This window comes from Cryobacterium sinapicolor (assembly GCF_004403465.1).
GTDB classification, from domain to species: domain Bacteria; phylum Actinomycetota; class Actinomycetes; order Actinomycetales; family Microbacteriaceae; genus Cryobacterium; species Cryobacterium sinapicolor.
Window position 1 is genome coordinate 80449 of the sequence record NZ_SOGQ01000055.1, and the last position, 23605, is coordinate 104053.

Here is a 23605-nt window from a genome sequence, read left to right on the forward strand (position 1 = left end):
GCCAGGGGGAACGTATGACCAGCACCGAGCCCGAACCGACCCGCGCCCCGGAGCCGTATTCGCCGGCCTACGGGCACCCGCCGTTCCCGGCGGCGCCGAAGACGAACACCCTGGCGATCATCTCGCTGGTGTCCGCCTTCTTCGTCTCCCTGGTCGCCGTGATCACCGGGCACCTCGCCCTCGGGCAGATCAGACGCACGAATGAAGGCGGCCGGGGGCTGGCGATCGCCGGGCTCGTGCTCGGCTATGTGGGCGTCGTGACCACCACCCTCGCGATCGTGCTGGCCGTCGTCTTCGCGGCGACGGTGATCCCCCTGATCCTGTCGGTTGTGGGCGGCAACGCGGCCGGCCTGCCGTCCCTCTCCGCCACGAACGAGCCCGAGACGGACGAGCCGACCGGGGATGCGCCGCAGCAGGCCCTGCCCACCGGAACCGTCGGCGCGGCCCATTTCGACGACGGCTACCTCTCGGTCGGCACCGGAGCCCAGGTCGTCGACGTCTATTTCGACCCGATGTGCCCCTACTGCCGCCAGTTCGAGGAAACGAACGGTGGGCAACTGGCCGCCCTCGTCACCGACGGGAGTATCACCCTGCGGCTGCACTCGCTCACCTTCCTCGACCGGGTGTCGCAGGGAACGGCCTACTCGACCCGGGCATCCGCCGCGCTGACCTGCCAGGCCACCCTCAACCCGGAGCGCCTGCTCGCCTACCAGGCTGCCCTCTTCGCCAACCAACCGGCCGAGGACACCGCCGGTCGGAGCGACGCCGAACTCGCCGGCCTCGTCGAGAGCCCCGCCGATATCAGTGCGTGCCTCGCGGCCGGTGAGTACCAGGGCTGGTCTCAGGCGAACACCGAACAGGCCTTGAACGGCCCGATCGAGGATGCCGACATCACTCGGATCCAGGGCACGCCGACCGTGCTCGTGAACGGCAGCGTCTACGCCGGCGGGCTGACCGACCCGGTCGAGTTCCGGGACTTCCTCACGGCCGGCTCAGTCGGCTGAGTCGTTCCGTCGGCCGGGCTTCCGGGCCAGGTCAGGCTCGGGGGAGCCCTGCCAGGTGCTAGAGTGAAGTCCGGAAATGACATCCTTTAACAACCGTCCGGTGAGGCGGGGAAGGAGGTCGGGTTGATGGCACGCACCGTGTTGAACCAGGCTGATATTGCTCGAGCGTTGATTCGGATCTCCCACGAGATCCTGGAGTCCAATCGAGGCGCCGAGAACCTCGTGATCCTTGGCATCCCCACCCGCGGGGTCGTTTTGGCCCGCCGCATCGCCGAGGCCATCGCGCGCATCGAGCCCACCGCGACGGATGTCCGGGTCGGCTCCCTCGACGTCACCATGTACCGCGACGACCTCGGCCACACCCGCACCCGCACACCGTCCCGCACCCTGGTGCCCGGCAGCATCGACGGCGTCACGGTCGTGCTCGTCGACGACGTGCTCTACTCGGGCCGCACCATCCGCGCCGCCCTGGACGCCCTCGGCGACCACGGGCGGCCGAAAATCGTGCGCCTGGCGGTCCTCGTGGACCGCGGCCACCGTGAACTGCCGATCCGGGCCGACTTCGTGGGCAAGAACCTGCCGAGCTCGACCGCAGAACGCATCAACCTGCACCTGCTCGAGGTCGACGGGGACGAATTCGTCAGCATCGACGGCGGGCCTGTCGACGGCGGGCCTGTCGACGGCGGAGACACGGAGGGCGCGTCATGAGGCACCTCCTGTCGACCAAGGGCATGAGCCGCGACGAGGCGATCCTGCTGCTCGACATCGCCGAGGACATGGCGGATGTCGCCGACCGTGAGGTGAAGAAGCTCCCCACCCTGCGTGGCAAGACCGTGGTCAACCTGTTCTTCGAGGACTCGACCCGCACCCGGATCTCCTTCGAGGCCGCCGCGAAGCGGCTCAGCGCCGACGTGATCAACTTCAGTGCCAAGGGCTCGAGCGTGTCCAAGGGCGAAAGCCTCAAGGACACCGCCCAGACCCTCGCCGCGATGGGCGCCGACGGGGTCGTCATCCGGCACCCGGCCTCCGGCGCCCCGCACGTGCTCGCCGAGAGCGGCTGGATCGACGCGGGCATCATCAACGCGGGCGACGGCACCCACGAGCATCCGACCCAGGCCCTGTTGGACGCGTTCACCATCCGTCGCCGCCTGCACGGGGGTGCTGCGCGCGGCAAGGGCCTGGACGGGGTCACGGTCACCATCGTCGGTGACATCCTGCACTCGCGGGTGGCCCGCTCGAACCTGTGGCTGCTCACCACGCTCGGGGCGCACGTGAGCCTGGTCGCTCCGCCCACCCTGCTGCCGATGGACATGAGCGGCTGGCCGGCCGAGTCCGGCTTCGACCTGGACGCGGCCATCGACGCCGGACCCGACGTGGTGATGATGCTGCGCATCCAGCAGGAACGAATGAACGCCGCCTTCTTCCCGAACAGCCGCGAGTACTCGCGCCGTTGGGGGCTGGACGACGAGCGGTTCGGTCGCCTGGCCCGGACTACCATTGTGATGCACCCCGGCCCCATGAATCGCGGCCTGGAAATATCTTCAGCGGCGGCCGATTCGGCCGGTTCAACCGTGCGCGAACAGGTCGCCAACGGAGTTTCAGTGCGGATGGCGGCACTGTACCTGCTGCTGTCCGGCGATCGGGAGGAGTCATAGATGTCCAGCGACACCGCTGCCAGCACGCCGTATCTGATCCGGGGCGCGACGCTCGCGGACGGCACCCGCACCGACTTCGTCCTCGCCGACGGCCGGATCGCGGAAATCGGCTCCGGCCTCTCCCGCGCCGGGGCGAGCATCGTCGACGCGGCCGGTCTGATCATCCTGCCCGGCCTGGTCGACCTGCACACGCACCTGCGCGAGCCGGGCTTCGAACAGAGCGAGACCATCCTGACCGGCAGCCAGGCGGCGGCCGTCGGCGGCTTCACCAGCGTGTTCGCGATGGCCAACACCTCACCGGTTCAGGACACCGCCGGCGTCGTCGACCAGGTGCTCGCCCTCGGTGAGCGGGCCGGTTACGTCACCGTGCAGCCGATCGGCGCCGTCACGGTCGGACTCGCGGGGGAGCGCCTGGCCGAGCTGGGCGCCATGGCCACCAGCCGCGCCCGGGTTCGGGTCTTCTCCGACGACGGTTTCTGCGTCTCCGACCCGCTGCTGATGCGCCGGGCCCTCGAGTACGTCAAGGCGTTCGACGGCGTCGTCGCCCAGCACTCCCAGGAACCGCGCCTGACCGAGAAGGCCCAGATGAACGAGGGTGCCCTTTCCAGCGAGCTGGGGATGGTCGGCTGGCCCGCAGTGGCCGAAGAGTCGATCATCGCCCGCGACGTGCTGCTGGCCGAGCACGTCGGGTCCCGCCTGCACGTCTGCCACGTGTCGACGGCCGGCTCGGTCGACGTCATCCGCTGGGCCAAGGCCCGCGGCATCCAGGTGACCGCCGAGGCCACCCCGCACCACCTGCTGCTCACCGAAGACCTGGTCGTCGGTTACGACGCCCGGTTCAAGGTCAACCCGCCGCTGCGCCGCCGCGAAGACGTCGAAGCCCTGCGCGCCGGCCTGGCCGACGGCACCATCGACATCGTCGCCACGGACCACGCCCCGCACCCGGTCGAGGCGAAGGAGTGCGAATGGGACGCCGCTGCGAACGGCATGGTCGGCCTCGAAACCGCCCTCTCCGTGGTGCATTCGGCCGTCGTCGACACCGGACTGCTGGATTGGACGGACATCGCGCGCGTGCTCTCCAGCACCCCGGCGAGGATCGGCCGGCTCTCCGGCCAGGGGCAGGGTCTGCTCGTCGGGGCACCCGCCGAGCTCACCCTCTATGACCCGGCCGCGAGCCGCGTCTTCGGGCGCGGCAATCTGGCAGGCAAGAGCGCCAACTCGCCCTATCTGGCGATGACCCTGCCGGGCCGGGTGGTGGCCACGTTCCACCGGGGCTACGCCACGGTGCTGGACGGAGCGCTGCGGCCCGCCGACGAGATCTCGGCACTCGGGGGGCGCACCGATGGCTAGGACCCTCGCCACCGTCATCACCGTCGCCGTGCTGCTCGGCCTGCTCGGCCTCATGCTGCGCAGCTGGCGGCGTCGCAGCCGCCGGGATGCCGCCCTGCCGGCCGGCTACCCGCTACCGGTCGACGCCGCACTGGAGCTGGCCTCCGTCGCGGTGCTCTACGTCGCAACGACCCTGCGCGCCCGGCCGCTGGAACGCTTGAACATCCCCGGACTGGGTTTCCGCGCCCGGGCTCGCCTGACCATCACCGAGGCCGGTGTGATCCTCGCCCTGGCCGGCGAGGAGGCGGTGTTCATCCCGGCCTCGGCCATCGCCGTGCTGGAAGACGCCACGGTCGCGATCGACCGCGTCGTGGAGACCGACGGTCTGCTGCTGCTCGGCTGGCGGCTGCCCGGCGTCGACGGCCAGGTCGTCGACAGCTACTTCCGCATTCTTGACCCATCCGACCGCGTCAGTGTGAACGACGTCATCCGAACCATTGCGGCCGACGCCCTGCGCCCGGCCGCGCATGATGAAAGCGAGGCGTAGCGTGAGCAACGCAACGACCCCCGACCGACCGAATCCCGCTGTGCTCGTGCTGGAAGACGGCCGCCGTTACGAAGGACGTGCCTACGGCAGTGTGGGACAGACCCTCGGCGAAATCGTCTTCGCCACCGGCATGACCGGCTACCAGGAGACCCTCACCGACCCGTCCTACGCCGGTCAGGTCGTGCTGATGACGGCACCGCACATCGGCAACACGGGTGCCAACGACGAGGACATGGAATCCCGCCGCATCTGGGTGTCCGGCTTCGTCGTGCGGGAGCCCGCCCGCATCGCCTCCAACTTCCGGTCCACCCGCAGCCTCGACGACGACCTTGAGAACGGGGGAGTCGTCGGGATCAGCGGCATCGACACCCGTGCGATCACCCGCCACATCCGCTCGGCCGGCGCCATGAGGAGCGGAATCTTCTCCGGCGACCGCTTCACCCTCTCTGACGGTGAGCAGCTGGAGCTGGTGCGCTCCGGCGCCGGCATGCGCGGACGCAACCTGTCCGATGAGGTGTCCACGGTCGAACCGTTCTCGATCCCCGCGCAGGGCGAGCGCATCGGCTCCGTCGCGGTGCTGGACCTCGGGGTCAAGACCTCCACGCTCAATCATTTGGCCGCGCGCGGCTTCGAGGTGCTGGTGCTGCCGCAGTCGGTCACCGCCGAGCACGTGCTGTCTCTGAACCCGTCGGCCCTGTTCTTCTCCAACGGCCCCGGCGACCCGGCCGCCTCCGACCTGCACGTGGACCTGCTGCAGGCGGTGCTGCGGGCCGGCCTGCCGTACTTCGGCATCTGCTTCGGAAACCAGCTGCTCGGCCGGGCACTCGGCTTCCGCACCTACAAGCTGCCCTTCGGGCACCGGGGCATCAACCAGCCCGTGCTCGACAAGACCACCGGCCGGGTGGAGATCACCTCGCAGAACCACGGGTTCGCCGTGGACATGCCCATCGAGGGTGTGCACGAGTCACGGACCGGCTTCGGCCGGGTGGAAGTGAGCCATTACAGCCTCAACGACCAGGTGGTCGAGGGCATCCGCTGCCTCGACATCCCCGCCTTCTCGGTGCAGTACCACCCGGAGTCTGCGGCCGGCCCGCACGACGCCGAGTACCTTTTCGATCGGTTCAGGGATGTGGTGGTCGCCAATCGAGCGGCTGCCGGAGCAGGAGACGCCAAGTAATGCCCAAGCGCGACGACATCAACAGCGTCCTTGTCATCGGCAGCGGACCGATCGTGATCGGCCAGGCCTGCGAATTCGACTATTCCGGAACCCAAGCCTGCCGGGTGCTGCGGGCCGAGGGGGTGCGGGTCATCCTGGTCAACTCCAACCCGGCCACCATCATGACTGACCCCGACTTCGCCGACGCCACCTACATCGAGCCGATCACCCCGGAGATCCTCGAGACGATCATCGCCAAGGAACGTCCGGATGCGATCCTGCCGACCCTCGGCGGCCAGACCGCACTCAACGCGGCCATCGCGCTGCACGAGCGCGGCATCCTCGAGAAGTACGACGTCGAGCTCATCGGCGCCTCGTTCGACGCGATCCAGAAGGGCGAGGACCGCCAGATCTTCAAGCAGCTGGTGCTCGATGCGGGCGCCGGCGTCGCCCGGTCCTACATCGCCCACACGGTCGAGGAGGCCGTCGGGTTCGCTGGCGACCTCGGCTATCCCCTCGTCGTGCGCCCCTCCTTCACCATGGGCGGCCTCGGCTCCGGCTTCGCCTACACCGAGACCGAACTTCGCCGCATCGTCGGCGACGGGCTGCACCAGAGCCCCACCAGCGAGGTCCTCCTCGAGGAGTCCATCCTCGGCTGGAAGGAATACGAACTCGAGATGATGCGCGACACGGCCGACAACACGGTCGTCGTCTGCTCCATCGAGAACGTCGACCCGGTCGGCGTGCACACCGGCGACTCGATCACCGTCGCCCCGGCGCTGACCCTGACCGACCGCGAGTACCAGAAGCTGCGCGACATCAGCATCGACATCATCCGGGCCGTGGGCGTGGACACCGGCGGCTGCAACATCCAGTTCGCGATCAACCCGGCCGACGGCCGGATCATCGTGATCGAGATGAACCCGCGCGTCTCCCGCTCGTCCGCCCTGGCGAGCAAGGCGACGGGATTCCCGATCGCCAAGATCGCAGCGAAACTCGCTCTCGGCTACCGGCTCGACGAGATCCCGAACGACATCACCGGCGTCACCCCGGCCAGCTTCGAGCCCACCCTCGACTACGTCGTGGTCAAGGTGCCCCGGTTCGCGTTCGAGAAGTTCCCGGCCGCCGACCGGCGCCTGACCACCACCATGAAGTCCGTGGGCGAGGCAATGGCCATCGGCCGTAGCTTCGCCTCCGCTCTGCAGAAGGCGCTCCGCTCCCTGGAAAAGCGCGACTCGTCGTTCCACTGGGGCGCCGAGCCCCGCACGGTGGAGGAACTACTCACGGTCGCCGAGGTGCCCACTGACGGCCGGATCGTGACCGTTCAGCAGGCCCTCCGGAGGGGCGCCACGATCGATCAGGTCTTCGAGGCCACCAAGATCGACCCGTGGTTCATCGACCAGATCGTGCTGATCAACGAGATCGCCGACCAGATCGCGGCCGCCGAGCGCCTCGACACCGACATCCTCCGCACCGCCAAGGACCACGGCTTCTCCGACGCCCAGATCGGCGCGCTGCGCGGCTTCGGCGAAGCGGATGTGCGCACGGTGCGCCACATCCTCGGCGTGCGCCCGGTCTTCAAGACCGTCGACACCTGCGCGGGGGAGTTCCCCGCACTCACGCCGTACCACTACTCCAGCTACGACCAGGAGACCGAGGTCGTGCCCAGTGACCGCCGGAAGGTCGTCATCCTCGGCTCCGGCCCGAACCGGATCGGCCAGGGCGTCGAGTTCGACTACTCCTGCGTGCACGCCTCGTTCGCCCTCTCCGAGGCCGGCTACGAGACCATCATGATCAACTGCAACCCGGAGACGGTCTCGACCGACTACGACACCTCCGACCGGCTGTACTTCGAGCCACTCACCCTCGAGGACGTGCTCGAGGTCATCCACGCCGAGAGCCAGAGTGGCGAGCTCGTCGGAGTGGTCGTGCAGCTGGGCGGCCAGACCGCGCTCGGCCTGGCCAAGGGCCTCGAGGCCGAGGGCATCCCGATTCTCGGCACCACCCCGGAGGCGATCGACCTGGCGGAGGAGCGCGGACTGTTCTCCGGCATCCTCGACCAGGCGGGCCTGCTCGCGCCGCGCAACGGCGTCGCAACCGACTACGCCGGCGCCGTCGTGGTGGCTGAGGAGATCGGCTACCCCGTGCTCGTGCGCCCGAGCTATGTGCTCGGCGGCCGCGGCATGGAGATCGTCTACGACTCCGCTTCGCTGGCCGACTACTTCACCCGGATGGCCGGGCAGGGCATCATCGGCCCGTCGCATCCGCTGCTCGTGGACCGGTTCCTCGACGACGCCATCGAGATCGACGTGGACGCCATTTACGACGGCACCGAGCTCTACATCGGCGGCGTGATGGAGCACATCGAGGAGGCCGGCATCCACTCCGGTGACTCGAGCTGCACCCTGCCGCCGGTCACCCTCGGCCGCGCGGAGATCGATCGGGTGCGCGAGGCGACGCTGGGCATCGCCCGCGGCATCGGCGTGCGCGGCCTGCTGAACGTGCAGTTCGCCATCGGCGCCGGCGTGCTCTATGTGCTCGAAGCAAACCCGCGCGCGTCGCGCACGGTGCCGTTTGTGGCCAAAGCCCTGGGAATCACCCTGGCCAAGGCCGCCGCGCTGATCATGGTCGGCACGACCATCGCCGAGCTCAAGGCCGAGGGCAAGCTGCCACTGATCGACGGCTCGCGGGTGCCGATGGATGCCCCGGTGGCCGTGAAGGAGGCCGTGCTGCCGTTCAACCGGTTCCGCACGCCCGAGGGGCTCGTCGTGGATTCCGTGCTCGGCCCGGAGATGCGCTCGACCGGCGAGGTGATGGGCATCGACCGTGACTTCCCGCGGGCCTTCGCCAAGAGCCAGCTCGCCGCGTATGGCGGAATCCCGCTCACCGGCACCGTCTTCGTATCGGTCTCCGACCGGGACAAGCGCGCGATCATCCTGCCCATGCTGCGGCTGCAGCAGCTGGGCTACTCCATCACCGCCACGGAGGGGACCGCCGAGGTTCTGCAGCGGAACGGCATCCGCGCCGGCATCGTCATCAAGTTCAGCGAGAAGGCCGACGAGGAGGACGTATCGATCGTGGAACTGATCCGCCGTGAGGAGGTGCACATCGTCATCAACACGCCGGGCGGCCGCACCGCCCGCGCCGACGGCTACGAGATCCGCGCGGCCGCGGTCGCCGCGGATCTCCCGTTGTTCACCACCATCGCCGAGTTGAGCGCCGCCGTGGCCTCGATCGACGCGATCCGCGGCGGCTTCGAGGTGACCTCGCTGCAGGAGTACGCCCTCACCCGGACTGCGGCCCTGTGAGCGTCGCGCACGACCCGGACGGGTCGCCCGCTCCAGCCGGCCCGGCGGCATCGGGCGCCTTCGGCGACCGGCTGGAGAAGACCTTCTCGGTCCACGGACAGGTCTGCGTCGGTATCGACCCGCATGCCTGGCTCCTCACCGAGTGGGGTCTGCCGGACACGGCCGCCGGTGCGGAGGCCTTCGGCCGCCAGGTCGTGGCCGCCGCCGCCGGCCAGGTCGGCCTGGTGAAGCCCCAGGTGGCCTTCTACGAGCGTTTCGGCTCCGCCGGGTACGTCGCCCTGGAACGGGTGCTGGCCGACGCCCGGGCGGCCGGGCTCCTCACCATCGCGGACGTCAAACGCGGTGACCTCGGCACCAGCGTGGAGGCCTACGGCCAGGCCTGGCTGGGCGAGGGGGCTCCCCTCGAGGTCGACGCCATCACCGTGAACGCCTATATGGGTGTCGGCTCGCTGGAACCGGTGTTCACCCTCGCCGCCGAGACCGGCAAGGGGGTGTTCGTACTGGCCGCCACGTCGAACCCCGAGGCGGCGGAGCTCCAACGCGCCGTGATCACCGAAGGGGAGCAGGCCGGCCAGACCGTCGCCCGGTCGGTCTTCGACGCCGCCGGCGAGCGGAATGCCCGGTCCGGTGCCTCCTCGATCGGCTCGGTCGGGGTGGTGCTCGGCGCCACGCTGGACCTGGCTACTTTCGGTCTGGACCTCTCGAAGGCACCCACCCGGGGACTCACCCCCATACTCGCGCCCGGCTTCGGCCACCAGGGGGCGAAAGTGGCGGAACTGAGGAACTTGTACGGGGGGTACGCTCAAGGCGTTATCGTGAGTGAATCGCGCAGCATGCTAGCGGTCGGCCCCGACCGAATCAAACAAGCGATTGCGCGCCGAGTAGTTGAAGCAGGAGCTGCCCGTGGCTGAGAATCGCCCCACCCCGCCCGACGTCGATCGGGTTGCCGCCTCGCGTGCCGCCGTGGCTGCGCGCCGCGCGCGCGCCGCAGTTAAAAACCAGATCGCCGAGGGAAAACGCACCGCGCTCGAGGTGTTGGCCGCTGCGACCGACAGTCCGGAGGGCGTCGAAGGGCGCCTGCGAGTGACCGAGTTCCTGATCAGCATTCCGGCCATCGGCGTCACCAAGATGCACCGCATCATGGAGAAGCTCGAGATCTCGCCGTCGAAGCGGCTGGGAGGACTGGGCAAGCACCAGCGCGACCGGCTGCGAGATTTTCTCACCACGCGCACCGCCGCCAGGCGGATGGATTCCTCCGCGAAGCTCGTCGTGCTCGCCGGTCCAACCGCGGTCGGCAAGGGAACCGTCGCGGCGCACATCCGTCAGCATTACCCGGACGTGCACCTGTCGGTGTCGGCCACGACGCGGGCACCTCGCCCGGGCGAGATCGAGGGTGTGAGCTATTTCTTCGTCGACGACGCCGAATTCGATCGGATGGTCGAGGCCGGCGAGTTGCTCGAGTGGGCCACCGTACACAACGCGTACCGCTACGGCACCCCGCGGGGCCCCGTCACGGGGGCTGTGAGCGAGGGCCACAGTGTGCTCCTGGAAATCGATATCCAGGGTGCTCGGTCCGTCCGCCGGGCCATGCCCGAGGCGCGACTGGTCTTCCTGCTCCCGCCGAGTTGGGACGAGCTGGTGCGCCGGCTGATCGGTCGGGGCACCGAGGCGCCCGCTGAACAGGCCCGCCGGCTCGAGACCGCCAAGCTCGAATTGGCTGCCCAGGGGGAGTTCGATTACCGGGTCGTGAACCACGACGTGGGCGAAGCGGCCCGTGAGGTCGTAGACTTGATGAATCTGCGTCCGGCGCCGTTGCTGCCGTAGCGCCCGTTTTCCGTGATTCTGCGCGTTCCGCAGCACAAACCGCTCTGAAGGAGTGACACCAATGGCTACCAAGCTCACTGGCATCATTGACCCGCCCATCGACGATCTGCTCACCAAGGTCGACTCCAAGTACGCCCTCGTGGTCTTCGCCTCCAAGCGCGCTCGTCAGATCAACGACTACTACGCCGACCTGCACGAAGGCAGCCTGTTCGACAACGTCGGCCCGCTCGTCGACTCCACCGTCGACGACAAGCCGCTCTCCGTCGCGCTCCGCGAGATCAACGAGGACAAGCTCACCTCGCGTCCCATCGTCGAGTAACGCACCCACCAAGCGCGCAGGATGTCGTCGGGTCGCACGATCGTCGTCGGGATAACCGGCGGCATCGCTGCCTACAAGGCCGTCAACGTCGTGCGCGCTTTCGTGTTGCGGGGGGACTTCGTGCACGTCGTGGCGACGCCGGCGGCGCTCCGCTTCGTCGGCAAGCCCACCCTGGAGGCCATCTCCCGCAACCCCGTGCACACCGACCTCTATGAGGGCGTCGCCGAGGTGCGGCACGTGGCCATCGGCCAGTCCGCCGATCTGATCGTCGTCGCTCCGGCCACCGCGAACAGCATCGCCAAGCTCGCCGCCGGCCTCGCCGACGACCTGCTCGGCAACACCATCCTGGCCAGCACCGCCCCGCTCGTGATCGCTCCGGCGATGCACACCGAGATGTGGAACAACGCGGCCACGGTCGCGAATGTGGCCACCCTGCGTTCCCGCGGCGTCATCGTCGTCGGCCCGGGCGTCGGCCAGCTGACCGGCTCCGACACCGGGGCCGGCCGGATGGAAGAGCCCGACACCATCGTCGCCGCGGCCCTGGCGGCCCTCGCCGACGCCGACCGTGACGCCGGGGTGCTTGCCGGTGCGGGCGCCGCCCTGGCCGGCAAGCACGTCGTGATCACCGCCGGCGGCACCCGTGAACCCCTCGACCCGGTGCGATTCCTCGGCAACCGCTCCAGTGGCAAGCAGGGGGTCGCCCTGGCGCACGCCGCCTTGGCCCGGGGCGCCACCGTGACCCTGATCGCCGCGAACCTCGAGGTCGCCCCGCCCACGGAGGTGGAGCTGCGAGCCGTGGGGTCCGCGCTCGAACTCGAGGTGGCCGTGACCGCCGCCGCCGCCGTGGCCGACGTCGTGATCATGGCGGCAGCGGTCGCCGACTACCGGCCGGTCGCGGCGCGCGCCGACAAGATCAAGAAAGACGAGACCGGCGGCACCATGCTGCTGGAACTGACCCGCAACCCCGACATCCTCGCCGGGCTAGCACGGACGAAGCGGTCGGGCCAGGTCCTGATCGGGTTCGCCGCCGAGACGGAGACGGATTCGGTTCGCCTGCTCGAGCTCGGCCGCGAGAAGATGGCGCGGAAGGGCTGCGACTTCCTGGTGGTCAACCGCGTGGGCTGGGCGGAGGGTTTCGCCTCGGACCGTAACGCGATCACGGTGCTCGATCACGGCGGAGATATAGTGTGTGAGGCCTCGGGGAGCAAGTTGTCGGTGGCCGGTCGCATCCTTGACCTGATCACCTGAGTCGGTCCCGGGCATCCGGTCACTGTCGTTACAGCTTGCCGGCAACGGCGGCGCTCGTCACCGCTGCTGATCCTTTTCCATGTTCTTTTCTTCCCTACGTTGTTCAGCAACAGAGACGGGCCAGATGCGCGATCTACGCCTCTTCACTTCGGAGTCGGTAACCGAGGGTCACCCTGACAAGATCTGCGACCAGATCTCCGACAGTATTCTCGACGCACTCCTGAGGGAAGACCCGCACAGCCGGGTCGCCGTCGAGACCCTCGTCACCACCGGTCTCGTGCACGTCGCCGGCGAGGTCACCACGGAGGCCTACGTCGAGATCCCGTCAATCGTGCGCAAATGCATCACTGACATCGGCTACGACTCCTCGGACGTCTGGTTCGACGGCCGCTCCTGCGGTGTCGAGATCTCCATCGGTGGCCAGTCGCCCGACATCGCGCAGGGCGTGGACAACGCCTTCGAACGCCGGGAGGAATCCAGCGTCGAGGACTTCGACCGCCAGGGCGCCGGCGACCAGGGCATCATGTTCGGTTACGCCACGCGGGAGACCCCCGAGCTGATGCCGATCCCGATCTGGATCGCGCACCGCCTCGCCGAACGCCTCGCCGAGGTGCGCAAGTCCGGCGAGCTCGACTACCTCCGGCCCGACGGCAAGACGCAGGTCACCATCGGCTACGACGGCATCACGCCGCGCACGGTCCAGACCGTCGTGCTCTCGACCCAGCACTCGCCGAAGGTGTCCAACGAGCAGCTGCGCTCGGAGGTCGAGGAACTCGTCATCCGCCCGGTGCTGGGCCGCGTGGAGCTGGACTCGTCCGGGCTGAACATGCTGATCAACCCGACCGGGCGATTCGAGATCGGCGGCCCCCAGGGCGACGCCGGCCTCACCGGCCGCAAGATCATCATCGACACCTACGGCGGATCCAGCCGACACGGCGGTGGGGCGTTCAGCGGCAAGGACCCGTCGAAGGTCGACCGCTCGGCCGCCTACGCCATGCGCTGGGTGGCCAAGAATGCCGTGGCCGCCGGGCTGGCGGAGCGTCTCGAGATCCAGGTGGCCTACGCCATCGGCAAGGCCTCACCCGTCGGACTCTACGTGGAGACCTTCGGCACCGGGGTCATGGCCGACCGCGACATCACCGCGGCGATCCGGGAGGTCTTCGACTTGCGCCCGGCCGCGATCATCCACTCGCTCGACCTACTGCGCCCGATCTACGCGCAGACCGCCGCCTACGGCCACTTCGGCCGTGAGCTTCCCGACTTCACCTGGGAGCGCCTCGACCGGGTCGCCGAGCTGAGAAGCGCTGCCGGACTGTGACCCGGCACACACTGTGACCCGGCAGGCGCGCCGCCGATGACCCGCCCAGGCCTCGTGGCCCGGGTGCTCATCGACTCGCCGCTGCCGCAGCTCGATCACCTGTTCGACTACAGCATCCCCGACGAGCTCGCCGGAATCGCGCTGCCCGGCGTGCGCGTGCGGGTTCCGCTGCGCTCGGCGGGCCGCGTCGCCGACGGGTACCTGATCGAGGTGCTCGGCGCTGCCGCACCGGACAGAAACCCGGAGGCGCTGGCCGGACTCGACGCGGGCACCGACTTCCGGGGCGCGCTCAGCCCGATGGACAGTGTGGTCTCCGCCGCCCAGGTGCTCACGCCCGAGGTGTGGCAGCTCGCACGCCGGGTGGCCGACCGGGCCTCCGGGAACGCGAGCGACATCATCCGTCTCGCCGTGCCCCCTCGCCAGGTGCGGGTGGAGAAGGCCTGGCTGGCGGCGCGGGCAGCGGAGGCCGTCGCACCGGTCGACGGGACGGCGGGGGTAGCCGCCGCCGGCGAGACTGCCGTTGCCGCTGGCGCTGCCGGTGGTGTTGCCGCTGACGCCGTTGCCGACCCGGCCGGCCCCGCGGCGCGGCCGTTCGCCGACTACCCGGCCGGCACCCTCGACACGGCCGTCGCCGACCGCGCCCGCCTCTGCGTCGCGGCAGTGACCGACCTCCGGCTGCTCCCGGACGGGCAGACCATCGGGCAGTGGGCGATCACCCTGGCCGAACTGGCGGTGGCCAGCCTGGCCGCCGGGCACAGCGCGATCCTGGTCGTGCCGGACTACCGCGATCAGGACCAGCTGCAGGCCGCCCTCGACCTGGTGGCCCCGACCGGCTCGGTCAGCCGGGTCGACGCGCGGCAGTCGAACCCGGACCGCTACCTGGCCTTCCTGGCCGCCCTCGCCCCGGCTCCGCGAATCGTGGTGGGCAACCGTTCGGCCGTCTACGCGCCGGCCCACGACCTCGGTCTGATCGCGCTCTTCGACGACGGCGACCCGCTGCACGGCGAACCGCTCAGCCCTTACGTTCACGCGCGCGACGCCGCGCTCGTGCGCCAGGGCCAGTCCGGTTGCGCCCTCGTCTTCCTCGGTCACACCCGCACCGTCGAGGTGCAGCGGCTGGTCGAGCTGGGCTGGCTCACCGCGGTGCACCCCGCCAGGAACCGGCATCCGCGGGTCATCCCCACCGACTTCCAGTCCGAGCCGGACCAGCAGGCGCGCGCCGCGCGCATCCCGACGGCCGCGTGGCGGGCCGCGAAGGAGTCGCTCGCCCAGGGGCCCGTGCTGGTGCAGGTGGCCAGCCCCGGCTACGCGCCGATGCTCGCTTGCCAGAGCTGCAAAAAGGCCGCCCGCTGCATCACCTGCCAGGGGCCGCTCGCCCTGGCCTCGAAAAACTCCACCCCGTCGTGCCGCTGGTGCGGGGCACTGGCCGCCAACTGGGGCTGCACGCACTGCGAGGGGCGGTCTCTGCGGGTCGTCACCCTCGGCACCGGGCGCACCGCCGAAGAACTCGGCCGGGCGTTCCCCGGTGCGCGCATCATCGTCGCCGACGGCGACCACCCGCTGCAGCACCTCGGCCCCGAACCGGCCCTGGTGATCGCCACCCGCGGCGCCGAGCCCATCCCCACGGGCGGGTACCGGGCCATCCTGCTGCTCGACGGCGAACGGATGCTCGCCCGGGAGTCCCTCCGGGTGGGGGAGGACTGCCTGCGCTGGTGGTGCAACGCCGCGGCCCTCGCGGCCCCGGGCGCCGCCGTGGTCCTGGTCGGCGTGGGCGGTCTCGTTGCACGGGCCCTCAACTCCTGGCAGCCCGAGATGCTCGCCGCGTCGGAGCTGGCCGACCGCCGCGCGCTGAGGTTCCCGCCTGCCGTGCGGGCGGCATCCGTCACCGGAACCGACGCGGATGTGGCCGCGGCTCTGGCAGACCTCGCCGCAATGGACGGCATCGACGTGCTGGGCCCGGTCACCACGGAGGACCCTCTCGTGCGGGCGATCGTCAGGCTGCCCTACGCCAGTGGCGACGAGGTGGCCCGCGCCCTCAAGGCCGCCATCGTGCGGAACGCCGCCCGCCGCCGGCGCCCGAAGGGGGCCGCCTTCCGCCCCGCACCTACACTCAAAGTACGATTCGACGACCCGGAGCTGCTCTAAATGAAACTCGTCTTCGCCGGCACGCCCCAGGCGGCCGTGCCCAGCCTGGTCGCCCTGGCCCAGTCCCACCACGACCTGGCGGCCGTGATCACCCGGGCGGATGCCCCAGTGGGCCGCAAACGCGTGCTCACCCCGTCGCCGCTCGCGCGGGCGGCCGCGGAACGCGGATTGCCCCTGATCAAGACCAACCGACTCGACGAGGCTGCGACCGCGGAGATCGCCGCGCTGCAGCCCGACCTCGGCGTCATCGTGGCCTACGGCGGGCTCGTGCGCGAACCGCTCTTGTCGGTGCCCCGGCTCGGCTGGATCAACCTGCACTTCTCCCTGCTTCCGCGCTGGCGCGGCGCCGCGCCCGTGCAGCACGCCCTGATCGCCGGCGATGAGCTGACCGGGGCCGCCGTGTTCCAGTTGGTGCCGGAGCTTGACGCCGGAGCCGTGTTCGGCCAGTCCGAGCAGACCATCGCCGAGGGCGACACTGCGGGCAGTCTGCTGCAGAGCCTCAGCGACAGCGGCGCTAGTCTGCTGCTGCAGGTGATCGATGCCCTCGAGGCGGGCAGCATCCAGGGGACCCCGCAGTCCGGCCCGGTCACCCTGGCCCCCAAGCTGACCCTCGCGGATGCCCGCATCGACTGGACCGGCTCGGCGGACTCGGTGCGCAACCGGGTGCGCGGCGTCACCCCGGAACCGGGCGCGTTCACGGTGCTCGGCGACGCCCGCCTCAAACTGCAGGCCGTTGCCCTGACCCAGGGTTGCGAGCCCCAACCGGCCGGCCTGATCCGCGAGATCGACAAGAAAGTGCTGATTGGTACGGGGACCGAGCCGCTCGAGCTGGTCACCGTGCAACCGGCCGGAAAGACACAGATGAAGGCAATCGACTGGTGGCGTGGAGTGAATGTGACGGAGGTGGTCGCCTCATGAGCGACGACCGCGGAGAGAGCCCCGCGCAGGGCGGCCGGCGGCCGGCGACGAAGCAGACCGACTTCGTGCAACCGGCCCGACGGGTGGCCTACGAGGTCATCGCCGCCGTGCGGGAATCCGACGCCTACGCGAACCTGCTGCTGCCCACCCGCATCAAGCGGGCGGCGCTCGGCACTGCGGATGCTGCGCTGGCCACCGAACTGACCTACGGAACCCTGCGCATGCAGGGCTTCTACGACCGAGTGATCGCCGACGCGGCCGGTCGGCCGGTCAACGCCATCGACCCGGCCATCCTGGACGTGCTGCGCCTCGGCGCGCACCAGCTGCTCGCCACCCGGGTCGCCACCCATGCCGCCGTGAACGAGTCCGTCGAACTCGCCCGTCAGGTGGGCTCCCGCGCCGCCACCGGCTTCACGAACGGGGTGCTGCGCACCATCTCGCGCTCCAGCGCCGAGGAATGGCGTGAGCGCGTGCTCAGCGAAGCTGGCAGCGACGACGACCGCCTCGCCGCGGAACACTCGCACCCGGTCTGGGTGGTGCGCGCATTCCGCCAGTCCCTGCGCCTCGAGGGCCGGGAGGCCGAGCTCGAGGAGCTGCTGGCCGCCGACAACGCCGCGCCCAAGGTGAACATGGTGATCCTGCCCGGCCTCAGCAACACTGAGGACACGGATGGGCTGGGTGTTCCCAACGACTTCTCGCCCACCGGCTTCATGCTGGCCGGCGGCGACCCGGTGCACCTGATGCAGGACAGCGGCGGCCGGCTCCGGGTGCAGGACGAGGGCTCCCAGCTGGCGGCTCTCACCCTCAGCCGGGCCCGCCCGGTCACGCCGGGGGAGCGCTGGCTCGACCTGTGCGCCGGACCCGGCGGCAAGGCCGCGCTGCTCGCCGCCGAGGCGCTGGCCGGCGGGGCCACCCTCGTCGCCAACGAGCTCGTCCCCGCCCGCGCCGCCCTCGTGCGCAAGGCGCTGGCCGCCGTGCCCGCCGAGGTACCGGTCTGGGAGCAGGACGGCACCCGGTTCGGCGACGACCACCCCGGGGAATTCGACCGGATCCTGCTCGACGCGCCGTGCACCGGGCTCGGCGCGCTGCGCCGCCGCCCGGAGGCCCGCTGGCGCAAGCAGCCCAAGGACGTCGCCGAACTCTCCGACCTGCAGTCCGGCCTGATCCATGCGGCCCTCGGCGCGCTCAAGCCGGGCGGGGTGCTGGCGTATGTCACCTGCTCGCCGCACATCGCGGAGACTCGCGGGATCGTCGCCACCGCCCTCAAGAAGTGGGAGGGACGCGTGAGCGCCCTGGACACGGCATCCGTGCTGCAGGGGTTGAGCAGTTCGGAGCTCGACCTGGCCGGCGCCGAAGGAAGCGTGCAGCTGTGGCCGCACCGGCACGGCACCGACGCCATGTTCATCACCCTGCTCGAGCGCACCGCGTAGCCGCCGGGCCGGCCGCAGTAGGGTGAAGGCATGGTCACCCGGATAAACCCCAGCATCCTCGCCGCCGACTTCGCCAATCTCGAACGGGACCTGGGGCGCATCCGCACCGCCGACCTCGTTCACGTCGACATCATGGACAACCACTTCGTGCCGAACCTGACGTTCGGCCCGCCGGTCGTCGACCGCCTCGCCCAGGTCTCCCCGCTGCCCTTCGACCTGCACCTGATGATCGAGAACCCGGAGCGCTGGGCGCCCGGCTACGCCGAGGCGGGCGCGTTCTCGGTCACCTTCCACGCGGAGTCCACCACCAACCCGGTCGCTCTGGCCCGCACACTGCGCTCGATCGGCGCCCGGGCCGGTATCGCCCTCAAGCCCGGCACGGCCATCGAGCCCTACCTCGAGCTGCTGCCCGAGTTCGACCAGGTGCTCGTGATGACGGTCGAACCCGGCTTCGGCGGGCAGAGCTTCATGCCCTCCACCATGCGCAAGCTCCGCACTCTGTCGGACGCCGTGAGGAAGTCCGGCCTGGACGTCTGGTTGCAGGTCGACGGCGGTATCACCGAGGACACCATCGTGATCGCCGCCGAGGCCGGGGCGAACACCTTCGTCGCCGGCTCCAGCGTGTTCAACGCCGCCGACCCGGCGAAGCAGATCGCCCTGCTGCGTGCCGCCGCGACCGAACACCGGCACGCGCACTAGTACCCTAGACAAGTGAAGACTTTTGACGACCTGTTCGCTGAACTGAGCGACAAGGCACGGACCCGCCCCGACGGCTCGGGGACCGTGCGTGAACTCGATGCCGGCGTGCATGCCATCGGCAAGAAGATCGTCGAAGAGGCCGCCGAGGTCTGGATGGCCGCCGAGTTCCAGAGCGACGACGAGACCGCCGCCGAAATGAGCCAGCTGCTCTACCACGTGCAGGTGATGATGCTGGCGAAGGGGCTGACCCCCGCCGACCTGTACCGCCATCTGTGACGCGTCACCTTGTCCGTGACGCGTCAACCGAGAGACCCCACCCGGTTCACCCCGTGAGACCTGCTAGCCAGAACCTGAAGACGCAGAGAGTGCCCCAATGCTGAGAATTGCCGTGCCCAACAAGGGCTCGTTGTCCGAAACCGCCGCGCAGATGCTGTTCGAGGCCGGATACACCGGCCGCCGCGACCCGCGCGACCTCGTCGTCGCCGACCCCCGCAACGACGTGGAGTTCTTCTACCTTCGTCCCCGCGACATCGCCACCTACGTGGGCTCCGGAGCCCTTGACGTGGGCATCACCGGCCGTGACCTGCTGCTCGACTCCGGCTCCACCGCCCAGGAGATCGCCAGCCTCGACTTCGGCGACTCCACCTTCCGCTTCGCCGGCCCGCACGGCCGGTTCACCGACCTGGCCGACCTGTCGGGCCTCCGCGTCGCCACCAGCTACCCCGGTCTGGTCGAGGCTTTCCTGGCCGAGAACGACGTGAGCGTGACCCTGGTCACCCTCGACGGCGCGGTCGAGTCCGCCGTGCAGCTGGGCGTGGCGGATGCCGTCGCCGACGTCGTCTCCACCGGCTCCACCCTGCGCAAGGCCGGCCTCGAGATCTTCGGCCCGGTCATCCTGCAGTCGACGGCCGTGCTGATCAGCTCCGAGAATGACAAGCCCGGCATCGCGACCCTGCTGCGCCGGCTGCAGGGGGTGCTCGTGGCCCGCCAGTACGTGCTGATGGACTACGACATCCCGCAGGTGCTCCTCGACGACGCGTGCCTGCTGGCGCCCGGCATCGAGTCGCCCACCGTGTCGTCCCTGCACGACCCGGAATGGGTCGCCGTGCGCGTGATGATCCCGCGCCTGAACACCAACCACGTCATGGACGCCCTCTACGAGCTCGGTGCCCGCGCCATCCTGATCAGCTCCATCCACAACGCGCGGCTGTAACCGGCGAAATGCAGATGCGGCGACACACAATGGAGGCACAATCGTGAGTCTTTCGGTGCGGGTCATTCCCTGCCTCGACGTGGCCGACGGCCGCGTGGTCAAGGGCGTGAACTTTCAGAACCTGCGCGACGCGGGCGACCCGGTCGAGCTCGCCCGCCGGTACTACGAGCAGGGCGCGGACGAACTCACCTTCCTCGACGTGAACGCCACCGTCGACAACCGCGCCACCACCTACGACGTCGTCCGCGCCACCGCGGAGCAGGTCTTCATCCCGCTCACGGTGGGCGGCGGCATCCGCACGGTCGAGGACGTGTCCCGGCTGCAGGCCAGCGGTGCGGACAAGGTCGGGGTCAACAGTGCCGCCATCACCCGGCCGGCCCTGATCGGCGAGATCGCCGACCGGTTCGGCTCCCAGGTGCTCGTGCTCTCGCTCGACGTCAAGCGCAGCGGCCGCACCGAGTCCGGCTTCGTCGTCACCACCCACGGCGGCCGCACCGAAACCGACCTCGACGCGCTCGCCTGGGCGCGGACGGCGATCAAGCTGGGAGTCGGCGAGCTCCTTGTCAACTCCATCGACGCCGACGGCACGAAGGCCGGCTTCGACGTGGAGCTCATCACGCTGATGCGCGCCCTGAGCACCGTTCCGGTGATCGCGTCCGGCGGCGCCGGCCGGGTCGAGGACTTCCCCCCGGCCATCGCGGCGGGGGCGGACGCCGTGCTCGCGGCATCCGTGTTCCATAGCGGTCAGCTGACCGTCGGCGACGTCAAGGCGGAGCTCCGGCACGCCGGAATGCCCGTGCGCTGATGACGACCTGCCTCACCCGACCTGAAACGGCTCCCCGATGACCGACGTGCCCTCCAGCAGCGACGATGCCCTCTCCCGGGCCGGGTTCAACTCCGACGGACTGCTGCCGGCAGTGATCCAGCAGTGGGACACCGGCGAGGTGCTGATGCTCGGCTGGATGAACCGGGAGGCCCTGCGCCGCACCCTGAGCGAGGGGCGCGTGACGTTCTGGTCGCGCAGTCGCCAGGAATACTGGCGCAAAGGCGACACCTCCGGTCACGGGCAGTACGTGAAGTCCGCCGCGTTCGACTGCGACGCGGACACCCTCCTGGTCCAGGCCGACCAGGTCGGCGCGGCCTGCCACACCGGGTCACGTACCTGCTTCGACGGGCGCGGCGTCGAGGTCGTGACCGGCACCCGCCCCGCGGACCCTGCCGTGGCACCCGAGACGGCCTCCACCGACGAGCTCAAGGACTGACCATGGCACCGAACAGCTCCAGCACAACCCCGTCGACCAGCGCCGAGCAGTTCGCTCGCCAGATCGACGACCACCGGGTGTTTCCCGTCGTGCGCGAACTGTTCGCCGACGGCGAGACCCCGGTGGGCATCTACCGCAAGCTCGCGGCCGGCCAGCCCGGCAGCTTCCTGCTCGAGTCCGCCGAGCAGGGCGGCATCTGGTCCCGGTTCTCGTTCGTGGGCGTGTCCTCTTTCGGCGTGCTCACCCAGCAGGGAGACGAGACCCGATGGCTCGACTACGGCCTCTCTGCCGAGCGCGCCCTCGGCGACGCTGCGGGCCTCGGCCCGCTGGCAGCCCTCGCGGCCCTCCACGAACGCTGGGAAACCCCGCGGATGCCCGGCCACCCGCCGCTGACCGGCGGCCTCGTCGGATTCATCGGTTGGGAAGCGATCCGCCAGATCGAGCTCCTGCCGAACCGTCCGCCGGCGGACTACGACGTGCCCGGCCAGGCCTTCAGCTTCGTGGCCGACCTCGTCGTGATCGACCACAAGTTCGGCACCGTGCAGCTCATCTCCAACGTGCTCAACGACGGCCACGACGAGACGGATGCCCTCTGGGCGGCCGCCCAGGAACGGCTCGACGCCCTGCAGACCCGCCTGGCCGAGCCTTCCGAGGCTTGGCTGGCCGAGGTCGACCTCGGCCAGCCCTCCGCCCCGACCAACCGCACCCGGCGCGAGGACTTCCTCGCCGCGGTGGACTCGGCCAAGGAGCACATCGTCGACGGCGACGTCTTCCAGGTGGTCATCTCCCAGCGCTTCGATCAGGAGTGCACGGCCGACCCGATCGACGTCTACCGGGTGCTGCGCAGCCTCAACCCGTCGCCGTACATGTACCTGCTCAGCCTCGAATCGCCGGAGAAGGAGGCCTACTGGATCGTGGGCTCCTCCCCGGAGGCGCTGGTGAAGGTGCAGAACGCCCGGGTGTTCACGCACCCGATCGCCGGATCGAAGCCGCGCGGCGCGACCCCGGACGCCGATGCAGACTACGAAGCCGAGCTGGCGGGCGACCCCAAGGAACGCGCCGAGCACCTGATGCTCGTCGACCTGGCCCGCAACGACCTGCTCAAGGTCTGCGCGCCCGGCTCGGTCGAGGTGACGGAGTTCATGCGGATAGAGCGGTTCAGCCACATCATGCACCTGGTCTCCTCGGTCGAAGGGAACCTGCTGCCGGGCCGGTCCGCCATCGATGTCTTCCGCGCCACGTTCCCGGCCGGCACCCTCTCCGGGGCCCCAAAACCACGCGCGCTGGAGATCATCGACGCGCTCGAGCCCGCACAGCGGGGCGTGTACGGGGGAGTGGTCGGCTACTTCGGGTTCGCCGGGGACGCCGACCTGGCTATCGCCATCCGCACCGCCACGATCATGAACGGCGTCGCCCGCGTGCAGGCCGGCGGCGGACTCGTCGCCGACTCCGACCCGGCGTCGGAATACCAGGAGTCGCAGAACAAGGCGGCGGCGCCCCTCCGCGCGGTCGCGGTCGCGAACGCCATGAAGCGGGTGCGCTAGGTGGCATCCGCTCGGCGGCTCAAACTCGGGCACATCCTCGTGGTCCTGGCGGCCAGCGGGCTGGCCCTGCTGGCCTGGACCCAGGTTTGGGTGAATGCCACCGTGGGGCAGTCCGGCTCGGCGCTGCAGATCCTCGAGGTATCCGGCTCCACGGCCGCCCCGGGCGTGACGGCCCTGGCCCTCGCCGGCCTGGCCCTCGCCGGCGCCCTGAGCATCGCCGGTCCCGTCATCCGGGTTGTCCTCGGTGTGCTCGAGGTGCTGCTCGGCTTCTCCGTGTCCCTCTCCGCCGTCCTGGCCATCACCGATCCGGCGGCGGCCAGTGCCGGAGCGGTCACCGATGCGACCGGGATCTCCGGCGCCGACTCGGTCGTCGACGCCGTCGTCTCGGCCGCGGTGACGCCGTGGCCGTTCGTCGCGTTGGTCGCCGGCGTGGTCATGGCCGGCGCCGGGATCGGGGTCCTCGTCACGGCCAGGAGCTGGCCTGGGCCGACGTCCCGCTACCAGGCCGTGCGCTTCGAGCCGGCCGAGCCCGCCGGGGCAGTGGATGCCGGCGGCCCCGGCCCGGCCGCTCCGACCTCCGACGCCGTCGACGACTGGGATGGCCTGAGCCGCGGCGAAGACCCCACCGCGCCGCGCTGAACCCCTACCTGATTCCCGGTTTCACCTGGTGCGTGGGGGAGGCCGGG

Annotated in this window: 22 protein-coding genes; all 22 read left to right on the forward strand. The window is 70.1% G+C overall.

The features are described from left to right. Positions 1–14 precede the first annotated feature (14 nt). The 22 genes from E3T28_RS11300 to E3T28_RS11405 all read left to right on the forward strand — a co-directional run bounded on the left by E3T28_RS11300 (position 15) and on the right by E3T28_RS11405 (position 23558). Positions 15–1004, forward strand: coding sequence for a DUF4190 domain-containing protein (locus E3T28_RS11300; protein WP_134431084.1), 990 nt, complete (start codon positions 15–17; stop codon positions 1002–1004). Positions 1005–1127: 123 nt separating this feature from the next. Further along, positions 1128–1712, forward strand: a complete 585-nt coding sequence (gene pyrR, locus E3T28_RS11305; RefSeq protein WP_134431087.1) for a bifunctional pyr operon transcriptional regulator/uracil phosphoribosyltransferase PyrR — start codon at positions 1128–1130, stop codon at positions 1710–1712. Next, the gene (locus E3T28_RS11310) at positions 1709–2659 is read left to right on the forward strand and encodes an aspartate carbamoyltransferase catalytic subunit (RefSeq protein WP_134431091.1); all 951 of its coding nucleotides are present in this window, start codon (positions 1709–1711) and stop codon (positions 2657–2659) included. The genes pyrR and E3T28_RS11310 overlap by 4 nt, the downstream gene beginning before the upstream one ends. Beyond that, complete coding sequence (locus tag E3T28_RS11315) at positions 2660–4009, forward strand: dihydroorotase (RefSeq protein ID WP_134431094.1); 1350 nt, start codon at positions 2660–2662, stop codon at positions 4007–4009. It abuts the gene before it with no gap. Further along, entirely contained in the window at positions 4002–4535 is a 534-nt protein-coding gene (locus E3T28_RS11320) for a PH-like domain-containing protein (protein WP_134431097.1), read from the forward strand. The genes E3T28_RS11315 and E3T28_RS11320 overlap by 8 nt, the downstream gene beginning before the upstream one ends. Next, positions 4519–5712, forward strand: coding sequence for a glutamine-hydrolyzing carbamoyl-phosphate synthase small subunit (gene carA, locus E3T28_RS11325; RefSeq protein ID WP_174776814.1), 1194 nt, complete (start codon positions 4519–4521; stop codon positions 5710–5712). Before E3T28_RS11320 ends, carA begins: the two co-directional genes overlap by 17 nt. Then, the gene (carB, locus tag E3T28_RS11330; protein WP_134431100.1) at positions 5712–8999 is read left to right on the forward strand and encodes a carbamoyl-phosphate synthase large subunit; all 3288 of its coding nucleotides are present in this window, start codon (positions 5712–5714) and stop codon (positions 8997–8999) included. Before carA ends, carB begins: the two co-directional genes overlap by 1 nt. After that, positions 8996–9910, forward strand: coding sequence for an orotidine-5'-phosphate decarboxylase (gene pyrF / locus E3T28_RS11335; protein ID WP_174776813.1), 915 nt, complete (start codon positions 8996–8998; stop codon positions 9908–9910). The genes carB and pyrF overlap by 4 nt, the downstream gene beginning before the upstream one ends. Then, positions 9903–10823: a guanylate kinase gene (gmk, locus tag E3T28_RS11340; RefSeq protein WP_134431103.1), complete on the forward strand. Its 921-nt coding sequence runs from the start codon at positions 9903–9905 to the stop codon at positions 10821–10823. The genes pyrF and gmk overlap by 8 nt, the downstream gene beginning before the upstream one ends. Before the next feature lie 61 nt (positions 10824–10884). Next, entirely contained in the window at positions 10885–11142 is a 258-nt protein-coding gene (gene rpoZ, locus E3T28_RS11345; RefSeq protein WP_134370719.1) for a DNA-directed RNA polymerase subunit omega, read from the forward strand. A gap of 21 nt (positions 11143–11163) precedes the next feature. Beyond that, positions 11164–12390: a bifunctional phosphopantothenoylcysteine decarboxylase/phosphopantothenate--cysteine ligase CoaBC gene (gene coaBC, locus E3T28_RS11350; RefSeq protein WP_134431106.1), complete on the forward strand. Its 1227-nt coding sequence runs from the start codon at positions 11164–11166 to the stop codon at positions 12388–12390. Between the two features lie 124 nt (positions 12391–12514). Continuing rightward, positions 12515–13708 (forward strand): methionine adenosyltransferase, encoded by a 1194-nt coding sequence (gene metK / locus E3T28_RS11355; protein WP_134431109.1) that lies wholly within the window; start codon positions 12515–12517, stop codon positions 13706–13708. A gap of 36 nt (positions 13709–13744) precedes the next feature. Next, positions 13745–15853: a primosomal protein N' family DNA-binding protein gene (locus E3T28_RS11360; protein WP_134431111.1), complete on the forward strand. Its 2109-nt coding sequence runs from the start codon at positions 13745–13747 to the stop codon at positions 15851–15853. Next, a complete protein-coding gene (gene fmt / locus E3T28_RS11365) occupies positions 15854–16771 on the forward strand; it encodes a methionyl-tRNA formyltransferase (RefSeq protein ID WP_134431114.1) in 918 nt (305 codons plus the stop codon). Continuing rightward, on the forward strand, positions 16768–18201 hold the full coding sequence (locus E3T28_RS11370) for an RsmB/NOP family class I SAM-dependent RNA methyltransferase (protein ID WP_134431117.1): 1434 nt from the start codon (positions 16768–16770) through the stop codon (positions 18199–18201). The genes fmt and E3T28_RS11370 overlap by 4 nt, the downstream gene beginning before the upstream one ends. Before the next feature lie 30 nt (positions 18202–18231). Then, on the forward strand, positions 18232–18900 hold the full coding sequence (gene rpe / locus E3T28_RS11375; RefSeq protein WP_134431120.1) for a ribulose-phosphate 3-epimerase: 669 nt from the start codon (positions 18232–18234) through the stop codon (positions 18898–18900). A gap of 12 nt (positions 18901–18912) precedes the next feature. After that, positions 18913–19176 (forward strand): phosphoribosyl-ATP diphosphatase, encoded by a 264-nt coding sequence (locus E3T28_RS11380; protein ID WP_104100525.1) that lies wholly within the window; start codon positions 18913–18915, stop codon positions 19174–19176. Between the two features lie 97 nt (positions 19177–19273). Beyond that, on the forward strand, positions 19274–20113 hold the full coding sequence (gene hisG / locus E3T28_RS11385; protein ID WP_134431123.1) for an ATP phosphoribosyltransferase: 840 nt from the start codon (positions 19274–19276) through the stop codon (positions 20111–20113). A 43-nt stretch (positions 20114–20156) separates the two neighbouring features. Continuing rightward, positions 20157–20918 (forward strand): imidazole glycerol phosphate synthase subunit HisF, encoded by a 762-nt coding sequence (gene hisF, locus E3T28_RS11390; protein WP_134431125.1) that lies wholly within the window; start codon positions 20157–20159, stop codon positions 20916–20918. Between the two features lie 37 nt (positions 20919–20955). Continuing rightward, positions 20956–21375, forward strand: coding sequence for a phosphoribosyl-AMP cyclohydrolase (hisI, locus tag E3T28_RS11395; protein ID WP_134431128.1), 420 nt, complete (start codon positions 20956–20958; stop codon positions 21373–21375). A gap of 2 nt (positions 21376–21377) precedes the next feature. Then, positions 21378–22919, forward strand: coding sequence for an anthranilate synthase component I (locus E3T28_RS11400; RefSeq protein WP_134431131.1), 1542 nt, complete (start codon positions 21378–21380; stop codon positions 22917–22919). Beyond that, positions 22920–23558 (forward strand): Trp biosynthesis-associated membrane protein, encoded by a 639-nt coding sequence (locus tag E3T28_RS11405; protein ID WP_134431134.1) that lies wholly within the window; start codon positions 22920–22922, stop codon positions 23556–23558. The last annotated feature ends 47 nt before the right edge of the window (positions 23559–23605 follow it).

What these genes read in the sequence shown, in the direction of transcription:
- E3T28_RS11300 (WP_134431084.1), top strand. Translation starts at nt 15, where the DNA reads ATGACCAGCACCGAGCCCGAACCGACCCGCGCCCCGGAGCCGTATTCG.
- E3T28_RS11310 (WP_134431091.1), top strand. Translation starts at nt 1,709, where the DNA reads ATGAGGCACCTCCTGTCGACCAAGGGCATGAGCCGCGACGAGGCGATC.
- E3T28_RS11315 (WP_134431094.1), top strand. Translation starts at nt 2,660, where the DNA reads ATGTCCAGCGACACCGCTGCCAGCACGCCGTATCTGATCCGGGGCGCG.
- E3T28_RS11320 (WP_134431097.1), top strand. Translation starts at nt 4,002, where the DNA reads ATGGCTAGGACCCTCGCCACCGTCATCACCGTCGCCGTGCTGCTCGGC.
- carA (WP_174776814.1), top strand. Translation starts at nt 4,519, where the DNA reads ATGAAAGCGAGGCGTAGCGTGAGCAACGCAACGACCCCCGACCGACCG.
- carB (WP_134431100.1), top strand. Translation starts at nt 5,712, where the DNA reads ATGCCCAAGCGCGACGACATCAACAGCGTCCTTGTCATCGGCAGCGGA.
- rpoZ (WP_134370719.1), top strand. Translation starts at nt 10,885, where the DNA reads ATGGCTACCAAGCTCACTGGCATCATTGACCCGCCCATCGACGATCTG.
- coaBC (WP_134431106.1), top strand. Translation starts at nt 11,164, where the DNA reads ATGTCGTCGGGTCGCACGATCGTCGTCGGGATAACCGGCGGCATCGCT.
- metK (WP_134431109.1), top strand. Translation starts at nt 12,515, where the DNA reads ATGCGCGATCTACGCCTCTTCACTTCGGAGTCGGTAACCGAGGGTCAC.
- E3T28_RS11360 (WP_134431111.1), top strand. Translation starts at nt 13,745, where the DNA reads ATGACCCGCCCAGGCCTCGTGGCCCGGGTGCTCATCGACTCGCCGCTG.
- fmt (WP_134431114.1), top strand. Translation starts at nt 15,854, where the DNA reads ATGAAACTCGTCTTCGCCGGCACGCCCCAGGCGGCCGTGCCCAGCCTG.
- E3T28_RS11370 (WP_134431117.1), top strand. Translation starts at nt 16,768, where the DNA reads ATGAGCGACGACCGCGGAGAGAGCCCCGCGCAGGGCGGCCGGCGGCCG.
- rpe (WP_134431120.1), top strand. Translation starts at nt 18,232, where the DNA reads ATGGTCACCCGGATAAACCCCAGCATCCTCGCCGCCGACTTCGCCAAT.
- hisG (WP_134431123.1), top strand. Translation starts at nt 19,274, where the DNA reads ATGCTGAGAATTGCCGTGCCCAACAAGGGCTCGTTGTCCGAAACCGCC.
- hisI (WP_134431128.1), top strand. Translation starts at nt 20,956, where the DNA reads ATGACCGACGTGCCCTCCAGCAGCGACGATGCCCTCTCCCGGGCCGGG.
- E3T28_RS11400 (WP_134431131.1), top strand. Translation starts at nt 21,378, where the DNA reads ATGGCACCGAACAGCTCCAGCACAACCCCGTCGACCAGCGCCGAGCAG.